This window comes from Kitasatospora sp. Ki12, from assembly GCF_054601375.1.
Genome location: NZ_BAAIHT010000001.1, coordinates 555530 through 568983 on the forward strand (window position 1 = coordinate 555530; position 13454 = coordinate 568983).

Consider the following 13454-nt stretch of genomic DNA (forward strand, 5'->3'; position numbering starts at 1 on the left):
AGACGGACCGTCAGAAACCGAGCGTCAACTGTTCGTCGGCGGACGCGTGACCCGCGCCGACGACCTCCCGGACACGCTTGAGGTGACGCCACTTCGGCAGTCCGTCCATGTACGCCCAGGAGAGCCGGTGGTGTTCGGTGGGGCCGAGTTCCTCCAGTGCCGCACGGTGCACCGGGGACGGGTAGCCTGCGTTGGCGGCGAAGCCGTACTCCGGGCACGATTCGCCCAGTTCGGCCATCAGGCCGTCGCGGTGGACCTTGGCGAGCACCGAGGCGGCGGCGACGCAGATGCAGGACTGGTCGCCCTTGATCACCGTGCGCACCCGCCAGGGGCCGCCCAGGTAGTCGTGCTTGCCGTCCAGGATCACCGCGTCGGGCTCGACCGGCAGCGCCTCCAGCGCGCGGACGGCGGCCAGTCGCAGCGCCGCCGTCATGCCGAGTTCGTCGCACTCCTGCGGCGAGGCCTGCCCGAGGGCGTACGCGCTGACCCAGTCGGCGAGGACCGGGGCGAGCGACTGGCGGCGCAGTTCGGTGAGCAGCTTGGAGTCGGTCAGCCCGTCCGGCGCCTTGCGCAGGCCGGTGACGGCCGCACCCACGGTGACCGGTCCGGCCCAGGCGCCGCGCCCCACCTCGTCCAGGCCGACGACGATCTTGGCGCCGGCCCGGCGGAGCGAGCGTTCGACGGAGTGCGTCGGAGGGACGATGGGCATGGCGGCTTCCGTTCAGCTGGGGCGGCCTCCAGCCTAAGCCCGCCCCACACCCGCACCCGAACTCCGTCCCCGCCCCCGAACTCCGTCCCCGGCCCCGGCCCTGGCCCAGGCCCCGCGCCCGCAACCCCGCCACGGCCACGACCGCGCCCCCGACCTCGCCCCGACCACCGGCCTGGCCTGGCCTGGCCCGGCCCGGCCCGGCCAGGCCGAGCCCCGGCTCCCGCCGAGCCCTCAGGCGCGGATGATCGGCTGGAGGACCTCGTCCACCAGCCTGGCCGCGAAGTCCGGCCCCAGGTCCTGGAATCCGCGGATCTTGGCCTGGTAGAGCAGCATCGCCGGGATGACGTCGGCCACCAGCGGGGTGGCCGCGCCCGGCCGGACGTCCCCGCGCTCGGCGCCGCGGCGGAGGATCTCCAGGATGGTCGCCGTGGTCGGCCCGATGACCCGGTCCTCGATGAAGCCCTTGAAGACCTCGGCCTGCTCCTGGTCGATCTCGGCCATCAGCGCGTGGAGGGCGGCGCCCACCCGGGAGGTCACCGCGGTCGTGAACGCCCCGATGAGCTGCAGGAGTTCGTCATGGGCGGACCCGAGGTCGGGGGTGTCGTAAGGGCGTGGAAGAGTGGCGTCCAGGGCGTCGATGACGAGTTCGTCCTTGGACGCCCAGCGCCGGTAGAGCGCGGCCTTCCCGGTCCGCGCCGCGCCGGCGACCCCTTCCATGGTCAGCCGCGCGTATCCGCCGGAGGTGAGCTGGTCGAGCGTGGCCTCGAAGATCGCGTTCTCCAACTCCTTCCCCCGGCGCCTCCCGGGCCGCGTCAGGGCCTGATGGGCGGCCCGCACCGGACAGAGGGGCGACTCGGCCCCCGGGCCCCCCGACACCGGGACGTCGGACACAACCGAGACAGCCGGAACACCGGGGACGCCCGGGGCACCGGGGACGCCCGGAACACCCGCGGGCCCCGCAGGTGGGGCCGCCGCACCCGCCGCCCTGCCGGTCGACCGCCCCGCGGACCGACCGGACCGGTCCGCCACCAGGCGTCGCACCAACCGTTCCATCGCCACCACCCTTAAGGAACGCTTGCGTTCACAATCAAGCACAGGTTATCGTCCAGATTAGTGAACGATCCCGTTCCTTCCCGGTCTGCGCAAGGGCGCAGCACCGCGCCCGGACACCGGCGGGTCCGGCGGGTCCGCCGGGTCCACAGCACCGAGCACATAGCCAGCAGGGGGCACATTCGTGGCTATCTCCGACACGCTCAGCAAGAACCCACCACCGAAGGCCACGAAGGGGCGGGGCAAGGGCATCACCCTGACCGTCATCGCGGCCACCCAGCTCATGGTGGTGCTCGACGCGACCATCGTGAACATCGCGTTGCCGCACATCAAGGACGCCCTGAGCTTCTCGACCACCGACCTGTCGTGGGTCATCAACGCCTACACCCTGACCTTCGGCGGGCTGCTGCTGCTCGGTGGTCGTGCGGGTGACATCCTCGGCCGCCGCCGGGTGTTCATCTTCGGCACCCTGCTCTTCGGCCTGGCCTCGCTGCTCGGCGGTTTCGCCCAGGACAGCACCCTGCTGCTGGCCGCCCGCGCGCTCCAGGGCATCGGCGGCGCGATCTGTTCGCCGACGGCCTTCGCGCTGATCGCCACCAACTTCGAGGAGGGGCCGGAACGCAACAAGGCGTTCGGCGTCTTCTCGGCGGTGGCCGGCTCGGGCGCCGCGATCGGCCTGCTGGCCGGCGGTCTGCTCACCGAGTACCTGAACTGGCGCTGGGTGTTCTTCGTCAACGTGCCGATCGCCGTGCTGATCGCGGTCGCCGCGCCGCGCTACATCGCCGAGTCCAAGCGCTACCCGGGCCGCTTCGACCTGCCCGGCGCGCTCACCTCGACGCTCGGCCTGGTCGGCCTGGTCTACGGGTTCATCCGGGCCGCCTCGGACGGCTGGTCGGACAGCATCACGCTCGGCTCCTTCGCCGCCGGCGTGATCCTGCTGGCCGCCTTCCTCGTGATCGAGAGCCGCACCGACCAGCCGATCACCCCGATGCACCTGTTCGCCGACCGCAACCGCACCGGCGGCCTGGTGATGATGCTCTGCCTGGCCGCGGCCATGTTCGGCATCTTCTTCTACGTGGTGCTGTTCGTGCAGGGCCCGCTCGGCTACAGCCCGCTGATGGCCGGCGTGTCCTTCCTGCCGATCAGCGTCGCGATCATCATCGCCGCGCAGATCGCGTCCACCCTCCAGGCCAAGTACGGCCCGAAGCCGTTCATGGCCGGCGGCGCGCTGCTGGTCACCGTCGGCCTCAGCTGGCTCACCCAGATGAGCAAGGACAGCGGCTACCTGGACGGGGTGCTCGGCCCCACGGTGGTCTTCGGCTTCGGCATGGGCCTGATCTTCGTCCCGGTGATGCTGCTCGCGGTCGCGGGCGTCCCCGGCGAGGAGACCGGCGCCGCCTCCGGCCTGCTCAACTCGATGCAGCAGATCGGTGGTTCGCTCGGCCTGTCGATCCTGACCACGGTCTTCGCGCACTACGCCACGGCCGAGGCCGCCACGCAGATGCCGAAGTTCATGCAGAGCGCGAGCCCGAACCAGCTGGCCTACCTCCAGCAGCACCACGAGTTCCCGGCGGGCACGGACGCCGCCAACACCGTGCTCACCGAGGGCATTTCGCACGGCTTCATCGTGGGTGCCGCGCTCGCGGCGGTCGCGCTGCTGGTCGCGGTCTTCGCGATCAAGGCCAAGGCCGGCGACCTGCCGAGCGGAGACTCCGCCGTCGCGATGCACTGACGCCGGAGTACGGCGCCGGAGAACGACGCCGGACGACGACACCGGACAGCGACGCCGGAGAACGGCGCCGGAGAACGGCGCCGAGGGCCGGCCGGGAGCAGCACGCTCCCGGCCGGCCCTTCCGCTGTCCACGGGCCGCCCCGGCAGCCCGGCGCCCTCGCGCCCAGACGTCCTACCGCGCCCCCGTCAGGTCGCAGAGCCAGCGGACGTCCGCCGGAGACTGCACCAGCAGCGGCCGCTCCTTCAGGACCTGCCGGGCCCGGGCGGCCGCGAGGTCGGTCGCGTACCAGGGCTTCGCCTTCCCGCGCAGGTCCTCGTTGATCAGTTGCATCGCGCAGCTGCGCTGAGGCTCGGGGAGGCGGTCCAGGGCGGGCACCGCGTCCGCCGAGAGCGTGCGGACGTTGCGCAGGTCGATGGTCGCGGTGGCCGGGTCGGTCTTCAGCGCCCGCTCGTACCGGGTGACGTTCTGGTTCGCGATGATCGCGTCCGGGCCCATCAGTCCGTAGACCGCCAGGGTGAGCACCCCGCTGAGGACGACGACGCGCGGCAGCCAGCCGGTGCGGCCGGTCAGCCCGGAGGCGATCAGCAGCAGGAAGACGACGCCCAGCCAGACCTCGACCACGAGCACCCAGAGCCGCAGCCGGGTGAGCCCGGAGGCGTCCACGTAGAACCACATCCGGCCGAGCGCCGCGGCGACCACGGCCAGCGCCAGCACGCAGAGCAGCCCGAGCAGGACCTTCGCCAGACGCCGGTCAGCGCCGGTGGTGCGCGGCGCCCAGCGCTTGGCGACGGCCACCACGGCCAGGGTCAGCACGGTGATCACGCTCAGCTGCCAGAAGCCCTGCCGGGCGTACGCGGCGCGGCTCATCCCGGTGTTGCTCAGCACGGCGTCCGCGCCGCCGAGCACCACCACGGCCTGGATCACCGTGAAGGCGCCGAACATCAGGTTCAGCGCGACCAACGGCAGCGCCCACTCCAGCCGGCGCCGCTCCCGGCCCGGCCGGATCTCGGTCCGGTCCCAGCGGCGCGGGCCGGCCGCGATGTGGGCGAAGCCCAGCGCGGTCACCGTCCCGAGCACGAAGAGCGCCGCGCGCGCCGGGAGTCGGCCGAGGTCGAGGTCCGGGCTGAGGTTGCCCATCAGGTCGGCCATGCCGGCGTCGGCGCTGGCGAACAGCAGGCCGAAGACGGTCAGCAGGACGGCGGCGACCGCGAGCGCCTTGAGCACCGGGACGATCCGGTCGCGTCCGGGCAGCGAACGCACCTCCAGGCCGACCCGGACCCAGCCCACCGCGGGCACCGGCTGCCACAGGAAGCCGGGCAGGGCGAGCAGCACACCCGGCCAACGGCGCCCCCCGTGCAGCGCCAGCGAGGCCAGGCCGAGCGCGCCCACGGCCGCCAGCACGGCCGGCCAGCCCGCGTTCCAGACGGCCGGGACGACGAGCAGGGCGACGGCGGCCACGCTCCAGACGGCCGTCCAGGGCCGTATCCGGCGACCTGCCGTGCGGGCGGCGGTACCGGCCCCGACGGCGACGACGACACCGCAGACCAGCAGGTTGACCCCGAGGCCGTCGTACAGCAGCCAGGCCGTCAGCAGGCCGGTGAGCAGGGCGGCCAGCATCACCCGGGGCGTGGCCGCCGCCCGGCGCTCGGGGTCGCTGCGGCGCAGCCAGCTCTCCCCCACCGCCACGCGCACGCCGGGCGAGCGCCGGGGACCGGCCGCGCCGTACGGACGCGACGAACCGTACGGACCGGCCGCGCCGTAGGAGCCCGACCTGTCGTACGGACCCGACGCGGCGTACGGATCCGAGGCGGCGTACGGACCGTACGGGTCGTACGGGTCGTACGAGGGGTACGGCCCGTCGGGACCTTCAGGGCCACCCGGGCCGAGCGGTCCCCCCGACCCCTCCGGCCCCTCCGCGTAGGCCGCACCACCGACACCGCCAGCACCATCAGCATCGCCGGCACCACCAGAACCGCCGGGACCGCGCGGGCCGGCCGCCCCGGGCAGGGGTGGCGGATCGGCTGGGGCGGGCGCGGGCAGAGCGGACATGAGTCCCCCTCAGTGGTCAACGGGCATGCGGAATCCGCCCTCGGGGCAGTCCGCCGGCGGGCGCGACGGGCGCCGCCTCCGCTGCCGACTGTAGACCATTCTGAACAGGTTCAAAAGTTGGTTCTGAACACGTTCAGAACCCTCCCGCCATCGACTACCCCTTCACCGACCCGGCCAGCAGCCCCCGGACGAAGTACCGCTGGAGGCTGAAGAAGACGATCAGCGGCACGATGATCGACAGGAACGCCCCGGCCGTCAGCAGCTCCCAGCGCCCGCCGAGCGAGCCCGACAGCTGCGCCAGGCGCACCGTCATCGGCGCCACCTCCGGCGTGCCCCCCGCGAAGGTCAGCGCGACCAGCAGGTCGTTCCAGACCCACAGGAACTGGAAGATCGCGAACGAGGCCAGCGCCGGGGCGCTCAGCGGCAGCACGATCGAGCGGAAGATCTTGAAGTGCGAGGCGCCGTCCACCACCGCCGCCTCCATCAGGTCGCGCGGCAGCTGGGCGATGAAGTTGTGCAGCAGGAACACCGCCAGCGGCATCGCGAACATGGTGTGCGCCAGCCAGACCGGCGCGTAACTGCCCTTCAGGTCCACCGCCGGGATCAGCGTCAGCGAACCCAGGTGCGCGCCGCCGGCGAACAGCCGCAGCAGCGGGATCAGCGCCATCTGGAGCGGCACCACCTGCAGCGCGAACACCGTGAAGAACACCGCGTCGCTCCCCCGGAACCGCACCCAGGCCAGCGCGTAGGCCGCCATCGCCGCGAGCACCAGCGGGAAGACGGTGGCCGGGACGCTGATCGCCAGCGAGTTCACCAGGAACGGCAGCAGGCCCGTGGAAGCCCCGGAACCTCCCTCGAACAGCACGGAACGGTAGTTGCCGAGACCGAAGTCCGGGTGGAGCAGGGCGGTCCACCAGCCGCTGGAGGTCACGTCCTGCTTGGGCCGCAGCGAGGTCACCAGCAGGCCCAGGGTGGGGATCGTCCAGAGCACCGTCATCGCGATCACGAACACCGAGGCCAGCGGACTGCTGAAGGCCTTCCGGACCGGACCGCCGACGCCCGCCGGGCCCCCGGGACCACCGCGGCCACCGCGCCCGCGCACACGTCGGCCCGGTACCGCGCCCTCCGGTACGCCGTCCTCCGGCACCGGACCCTCCGGGACGGAGTCCTTCCGAAGCGAGGTCACCGCACCTCACGCTCCTTCCGCAGCTGGACGATGTTGTAGGCCACCAGCGGCAGCACCGCGAGGAAGAGGATCACCGCGAGGGCGCTGCCCCGCCCGGTGTTGAACTGCACGAAGGACTGCGAGTACATCTCGTTGGCCAGCACCTGGGTGCCGAAGTTGCCGCCGGTCATGGTGCGGACGATGTCGAAGGCCTTCAGCGTGATGATCATGACGGTGGTCAGCACCACCATCACCGTCGTACGGATCATCGGCACGGTGACGTACCAGAACAGCCGCAGCCCGCTCGCGCCGTCCAGCCGGGCCGCCTCCACGACCTCGTCCGGGATCGCCTTGATCGCCGCCGACAGCACCACCATCGCGAAGCCGGTCTGCACCCAGACCAGCACCGCCATCAGCAGGAAGGTGTTCAGCGGCTGGGAGAGCAGCCAGTTCGGCGGGTCGTCCCAGCCCACCGCGACGGCGAGTCGGCTGAGCAGGCCGATCTGCGGCTGCCCCGGCCCGCGCGACTCGTAGACGAACTTGAAGATGATCGAGGCGCCGACCAGCGAGATCGCCATCGGCATGAAGATCAGCGACTTGTACACCGCCTGGCCGCGCATCCGGTCCACCAGCAGCGCCAGCACCAGCCCCAGCCCGGTCGCCACCAGCGGGGCGACCACCAGCCACAGCAGGGTGTTGAGCAGCACCTCCTGGACCGAGTCGGTGGTGAGGGCCCAGCCGAAGTTCTCGCCGCCGACGAACCGGCTGCCGTCGTCGTTCTGCAGGCTCAGGTAGACCGTGCGGACCAGCGGCACCACCAGGCCGACCGCCAGCAGCAGCACCGCCGGGCCGAGGAAGACCCCGACGGCCAGTGGGCGGGCCAGCCGGCCGCGGGCCCGTCCGGCGACCAGGAAGACCACCAGCAGGATGCCGAGGAAGCCGGCGACGGCGCCGAAGGTGTTGCCGAACTTGACCGCCGCGTCGCCCCAGGCGCCGCCCGCCAGTCTCTCGTCGGCCAGCGCGGCGACGGGTGACGCGGCGCCGGCCAACGCGGCGACGGGTGACGCGGATCCGGATACGGACATGGCTGCGTGTCCCTTCGAGTCGGTGGGAAGGGGCGGGCGGTGCGGGTGGGTGGCCCCGCACCGCCCTCGACAGGTGGTCCTCGGTGCGCCGTGCCCGCACCCACCGCCCGTGCCCGCGCCCGCGCCCGTGTCCGCACCCGCGAACAACACGGGCCGGGCGACGAACCGGGCGCCGGGCGGCGGGCGCCGGCCCCCGGCTACTGCGGCCAGGCGGCGTCGATGTCGGCGGCCGTCTTCTGGATCGACTGCCCCTCGGCGAACCAGGCGGTCAGCGACTTCCACTCCTGCCCGGACCCGACGGCGGCCGGCATCAGGTCGGAGCCGTCGAAGCGGAAGGTGGCGGCCGGGTCGGTCAGCGCCTCGGCCGACAGCTTGTCGATCGGGTCGGTGTACAGGCTCTTGTCCACGCCCTGGTTGGCCGAGACCCAGCCGGTCGCGGTCTTCACCCGGCTGCTCGCCCAGTCCGAGCTGGACAGGTAGTTCTGCACCGCCTGCACCTCGGGCCGGCCGGCGAACGCGGCCAGGAACTCGCCGCCGCCCTCGACCGGGTTGGCGACGGACGGGTTCACCGCGGGCAGGTGGAAGGCGAAGACGTCCCCGTCCGGGCCGACCTTGGTGCCCTTCGGCCACTGCGCCTCGTAGAACGAGGCCTGCTGCAGCATCATGCACTTGCCGCTCAGGACCGGCGTGCCGGCGTCCTGGAAGGTCGTGGTGGCGATCGACTTCACGTCGCCGAAGCCCGCGTTGACCCAGGCCGGGTTCTGCATCCAGTCGGCGACCGTCTTCATCGCCGTGGTGATCTTCTCGTCGGAGAACTTCACCTGGTGGCCGACCCACTGGTCGTACACCTCACCGCCGTAGCTGCCCAGCACCACCTCCTCCAGCCAGTCGGTGGCCGGCCAGCCGGTGGCCGTACCGGAGGCGATGCCGCCGCACCAGGGCTTGGCGCCGCCCGCCTTCGCGATCCGGTCACTGAGCGCCATGAGGTCCGCCCAGGTCTTCGGCGTCTCGTAGCCGGCCGCGGTGAAGGCCTTCGGCGAGTACCAGACCAGCGACTTCATGTTGGCGCTCATCGGGGCCGCGTAGAAGGTGCCGTTGACCGAGCCGTAGGTCTTCCAGATCGGGCTCCACTTGTCCTGGTTGGCGACCGTCTGGGCGGGCGGCTTGACCACCTTGCCGCTCTTCACCATCTGCGCCAGCAGGCCCGGTTGCGGGATGATCGCGAAGTCCGGGGCGTTGCCGCCGGCCACCCGGACCGGGAGCTGCGACTCGAAGTCGTTCGACCCCTCGTAACTGATCTTGATCCCGGTGCACTTGCTGAACTCGGACCAGGACTTCTCCAGGTTGTCCGACTCCGGGCTCAGGATGGAGGCGAACATCGTCACGGTCGTGCCCGAATGCCCGGCGTACGGCTGGTACTTGGCGCAGTCGCCGGACAGCGTCTGGGCCGCACCGCCCCCGCCGTCACCCGAGCCGCCGGAGCTGTTGGAGCAGGCCGCGGTCAGCGCCAGTGCCGCCACGGCGGCCAGACGGCGGCGGTGCCTCGGATGCGGCGCGGTCGGGTTGGGAGTCAATGCGGTCCTCCTCGCCAGGGCATTGCTGCCGACGGTGGCTGAACGACATCGCGCTGTACCGGAGACGGGCGTGCAGGGATCGCGGACGGCCGCTGACGGGCGGCGACCGGCGGGCGGGCCGGACTGATCGAAGACGTTAACGCAGCAGCAGCCCCCCGCCAAGGTCCACGTTCGACCTTCACGACCCGGTGTCCCGACCGTGACCCGCGACCAGGCGCTTTCCGAACCGCCGCCACCAGAAGTCGAAGGCCCCGCCCGGAAACCCGGACGGGGCCCATGTCGTGACGGTACGTCAGAACGACATGTCACGACAGCATGTCACGACAGCGCGCCACAACAGCACGTCACCGGCGCGTCAGACCAGCACGTCAGAACAGCCGGATCGGCAGCTCCAGCAGGCTGTTCACCACCAGCGACCCGCTCGACCGGAGCTCGGCGTCCGGCACCGCGAGCGACAGGTCCGGGAACCGCTCGAACAGCGCCGGCAGCGCGATCGCCGCCTCCAGCCGGGCCAGCGGCGAGCCCGGGCAGACGTGCGGGCCGTGGCCGAAGGACAGGTGGCGGCTCGGGTCCCGGGTGATGTCGAACAGCTCCGCCGTCACCCCGTGCTGCAAGGGGTCGCGGCCGATCGCGTTGTACGACACCAGCACCGGCTCGCCCGCCGGGATCACCACGTCGCCCACCGCGACGTCCTCGGCGGTGAAGCGGAACAGGAAGTTGCTGGTCGGCGGGGTCCAGCGGAGCGACTCCTCCACCACCGCGTCCCAGGACACCTTCCCCGCGCGCACCAGTTCCAGCTGCTCCGGGTGCGCCAGCAGCGCCCGCACCGCGTTGCCGATCAGGTTCACCGTGGTCTCGTGACCGGCCGCGATGATCACCCGCAGGGTGGCCGCCGCCTCCGCGTCGGTCAGCGCCCCGCCCTCGGTGTCGGCCGCCAGCAGCACGCTCGCCAGGTCCTCCCCGGGGGCCGAACGGCGCTGCGCCACCAGGTCGTTGACGAAGGCGTTCAGCCCGGCGATGGTCGCCTGGATGCCCGCCGGGTCCGGCTTGACGCCGAAGAACCGCTCGTACAGGTCGCGCAGCACGCCGTGCTCCGACTCCGGCACGCCCAGCAGCGAGCAGATCACCGTCATCGGCAGCGGGAAGGCGAAGGCCGTCTTCAGGTCGACCTCCGCCTCCCCCGCCGCCAGGGCGTCCAGCAGCGCGTGGGTGATCTCCTCGACGCGCGGACGCATCAGCTCCACCCGGCGCGGGGTGAAGGCGTGCGCGACCAGCGCCCGCAGCCGGCGGTGCTCGGCGCCGTCCGTGGTCACCATGCTCGGGCCGGGCACCGCCAGGCCGATCAGCGGCCAGGTCTTCGGCACCTCGCCGCGCTGGTAGGCCCCCCAGTGCGCGGCGTCCTTCACCACCCGGGCGTCCGTCAGCAGCTCGCGGGCCGCCGCGTGCTGCGTCACCGCCCAGGCGGCCACGCCACCGGGCAGCTCGATCGGCACCACCGGGCCGGCGGCCCGCAGCAGGGCGCCCTCGGCCGCGTTGTCACGGGCCAGCGGGTCGAGGACGATCGGGGCCGGGGCAGCAGTCATCGCAACTCTCTTTCGGACGACGGGCGTCGACGGGTCCCGGCCGATCGGGCCGGGTGTCGACGGACAGCGACGGGTGTCGGCGAACGGCGACGGGTGTCGGCGAACGGCGACGAACGTCGACGGATCAGGCCTGGTGGCCCGGGGTGAACGAGACCGGCAGCGCCACCAGCCCGCGCACCCAGGCCGACGGCCGCCACACCAGCGCGTGCTCCGCCACCGCCAGCCGCAGGTCCGGCAGCCGGTCCAGCAGCACCTCGATCGCGGTGGTCGCGATCACCTCGGCCGCCTCCTGCGCCGGGAACGGGCAGCCGTGCTCGCCGTACGAGTAGCTCATGTGCGCCCGGTTGCCCTCGGCCGGGCGGCCGTCGGGCTGCCGGACCGACGGGTCCGCGTTGGCCCCGGCGAAGCCCAGCAGCACCATGTCGCCCGCGCCGATCCGCTGACCGCCCAGCTGGGTGTCCCGGACCGCCCAGCGCCCGGCGAAGATCTGCGTCGGGGTGTCCTCCCAGAGCGCCTCGTTGAGCGCCTGGCTGATGCTGCGGCGGCCGCCCGCCAGCGAGGCGGCGAACCGCTCGTCGGTGAGCATCAGCCGCAGCGCGTTGGAGATCCAGTACGAGGAGGGCTGGTGGCCGGCGATCAGCAGCACCCGCAGGTCGCGCATCACCTCGTCGTGGGTCAGCCCCGCCTCGTGCTCCAGCATCCGCGAGGCCACGTCGGCGCCCGGGTACTCGGCCTTCTCCTCGACCAGCGCGAGCATCAGCTCCAGCAGCCGCTGTGCGCCGGCCGGCGCGTCCGGGCCGCCGTCCAGCATCGCCAGCAGCGCCGCGATCAGCTGCGGCGCCTGCTCCTCGTCCAGGCCGAACACCCGGCACAGCACCAGCAGCGGCATCCGGTGCGCGTACTCGGCGACCAGGTCCGCCTCGCCGCGCCCGGCGAACTCGTCGATCAGCTGGTCGGCGATCTCCTCGGAGTGCTTGCGCAGCTCGTACGGGTCGATCCCGGCCAGCGCGTCGGTGACCGCGCGCGAACGCCGCACGTGCTCCTCGCCCTCGGCGTACAGGATCGAGGGCACCGGCGCCATCATCGGCTTCAGCGGCCAGTCGGCGGGCAGCGTCTCCCAGGCGTGCCAGCGGCTGGAGTCCCGGCCGAACAACTGCGGCTGCCCGGTGACCAGCTGCAGCTCGCGGTAGCCGATGACCAGCCACGCGGGCACGCCGCCGGCCAGCTCGACCGGGGCGACCGGGCCGTGCGCGGCACGCAGCTCGCGGTAGAGCTGGGCCGGGTCGGTCTGGAAGCGCGGCCCGTACAGCGGCGTGGCGCCGGCGTGCGCCGGGCAGCCCGGGGGCGGGGTGGCGGCGGGCTCGGTCACGGGGTGCTCTCCTCGTACATCGCGGTGGGGGCCGCTGCCGGAGCGACGGCCTCGTCGGTCCCGGCCAGGTCGGCCTCGTCGGTCCCGGCCCGGGCGGTCTCGTCGGCCCCGGCGGTCTCGTCGGCCCCGGCAAAGACGGCCTCGTCGATCCCGGCCAGGTCGGCCTCGTCGGCCCCGGCCAGGGCCGCCAGGTGGTGGACCAGTTCGATCAGCACCCGCTTGCCGGACTCGCGGTCACGCGCGTCGCAGTCCACCAGCGGCACCTCGGCCGGCAGGTCCAGCGCCTCGCGGACCTGCTCCAGGGTGTGGGTCGGCTCGCCGAAGTTGTTGCGGGCCACGATGAACGGGGTGCCGTGGTGCTCCAGCCGGTCGATCGCGTACCAGGACTCCTCCAGCCGCCGGGTGTCCACCAGGACGACCGCGCCCAGGGCGCCGCTGAACAGCCGGTCCCAGAGGAACCAGAAGCGCTCCTGTCCGGGCGCGCCGAACAGGTACAGCACCTGGCGCGCGGAGAGGGTGATCCGGCCGAAGTCGAAGGCGACCGTGGTGGAGCGCTTGCCCCAGTCACCGGCCGGGTCGATGCCCTCCCCCGCCCGGGTCATCACCTCTTCGGTGTTCAGCGGGCGGATCTCGCTGACCGAGCCGACCAGCGTGGTCTTGCCCACGCCGAAGCCGCCGACCACGACGATCTTCAGCGCGTTGTCGGCGGTCGCCCGCAGCGGGGTCCGCGGGGCGGCGGGCCGGACGTCAGAGCCGTTGGAGGCCATGCAGCACCTGCTTCAGCGTGTCGAGGTCGGGCAGCCGGGCCTTGTTCGGCGCGAACCTGGGGTGGCGGGCGGTGACCGCCCCGGACTCCAGCAGGTCGCCGAGCAGGATCTTCACCACCGAGATCGGCAGCGCCAGCTCCGCCGCCACCTCCACGACGGCGGTCGGGGCCTCGCACATCCGCAGGATCCGGACGTGCTCCGACTGCATCCCCGACGCCGGCTGCCGTTCGGCGACGATCAGGGTGACCAGGTCGAAGGCGTTCTCGGGGGAGCGGCTTCGGCCCTTGGTGATGGTGTAGAGGCGGTCCGGGTCGTCGTCGCGGCCCGGCAGCACCGGCCCGTCGGTCATATCCCCGCGCCCTCCTGTGTG

Annotated in this window: 11 protein-coding genes; 1 reads left to right on the forward strand and 10 read right to left on the reverse strand. The window is 72.6% G+C overall.

What is annotated here, in order from left to right; genetic code table 11:
* Window positions 1–10: 10 nt before the first annotated feature.
* Together ACYP53_RS02410 and ACYP53_RS02415 are read right to left on the reverse strand one after the other, a co-directional pair.
* A complete protein-coding gene (locus tag ACYP53_RS02410; protein ID WP_189922352.1) occupies window positions 11–709 on the reverse strand; it encodes a ribonuclease HII in 699 nt (232 codons plus the stop codon).
* Window positions 710–940: 231 nt separating this feature from the next.
* Window positions 941–1492, reverse strand: a complete 552-nt coding sequence (locus ACYP53_RS02415; protein WP_189922350.1) for a TetR/AcrR family transcriptional regulator — start codon at window positions 1490–1492, stop codon at window positions 941–943.
* A 451-nt stretch (window positions 1493–1943) separates the two neighbouring features.
* Here ACYP53_RS02415 and ACYP53_RS02420 point away from each other — a divergent pair, with 451 nt between their 5' ends.
* Window positions 1944–3491 (forward strand): MFS transporter, encoded by a 1548-nt coding sequence (locus ACYP53_RS02420; RefSeq protein ID WP_373313874.1) that lies wholly within the window; start codon window positions 1944–1946, stop codon window positions 3489–3491.
* A gap of 172 nt (window positions 3492–3663) precedes the next feature.
* Here the strand turns inward: ACYP53_RS02420 and ACYP53_RS02425 are convergent, their stop codons facing one another.
* The 8 genes from ACYP53_RS02425 to ACYP53_RS02460 form a co-directional block, all read right to left on the reverse strand.
* Entirely contained in the window at window positions 3664–5184 is a 1521-nt protein-coding gene (locus tag ACYP53_RS02425; RefSeq protein ID WP_459646528.1) for a DUF4153 domain-containing protein, read from the reverse strand.
* Between the two features lie 511 nt (window positions 5185–5695).
* Window positions 5696–6727, reverse strand: a complete 1032-nt coding sequence (locus tag ACYP53_RS02430) for a carbohydrate ABC transporter permease (protein ID WP_229929020.1) — start codon at window positions 6725–6727, stop codon at window positions 5696–5698.
* The gene (locus tag ACYP53_RS02435; RefSeq protein WP_459646529.1) at window positions 6724–7791 is read right to left on the reverse strand and encodes a carbohydrate ABC transporter permease; all 1068 of its coding nucleotides are present in this window, start codon (window positions 7789–7791) and stop codon (window positions 6724–6726) included. Before ACYP53_RS02435 ends, ACYP53_RS02430 begins: the two co-directional genes overlap by 4 nt.
* A gap of 197 nt (window positions 7792–7988) precedes the next feature.
* Window positions 7989–9365, reverse strand: coding sequence for an ABC transporter substrate-binding protein (locus tag ACYP53_RS02440; protein WP_459646530.1), 1377 nt, complete (start codon window positions 9363–9365; stop codon window positions 7989–7991).
* Window positions 9366–9733: 368 nt separating this feature from the next.
* A complete protein-coding gene (locus ACYP53_RS02445; RefSeq protein ID WP_189922341.1) occupies window positions 9734–10948 on the reverse strand; it encodes a cytochrome P450 family protein in 1215 nt (404 codons plus the stop codon).
* A 124-nt stretch (window positions 10949–11072) separates the two neighbouring features.
* Complete coding sequence (locus ACYP53_RS02450; RefSeq protein WP_459646531.1) at window positions 11073–12317, reverse strand: cytochrome P450; 1245 nt, start codon at window positions 12315–12317, stop codon at window positions 11073–11075.
* Window positions 12314–13084: a GTP-binding protein gene (locus tag ACYP53_RS02455; RefSeq protein WP_459646532.1), complete on the reverse strand. Its 771-nt coding sequence runs from the start codon at window positions 13082–13084 to the stop codon at window positions 12314–12316. Before ACYP53_RS02455 ends, ACYP53_RS02450 begins: the two co-directional genes overlap by 4 nt.
* The gene (locus tag ACYP53_RS02460; RefSeq protein ID WP_189922335.1) at window positions 13065–13433 is read right to left on the reverse strand and encodes a DUF742 domain-containing protein; all 369 of its coding nucleotides are present in this window, start codon (window positions 13431–13433) and stop codon (window positions 13065–13067) included. The genes ACYP53_RS02455 and ACYP53_RS02460 overlap by 20 nt, the downstream gene beginning before the upstream one ends.
* Window positions 13434–13454 lie beyond the last annotated feature (21 nt).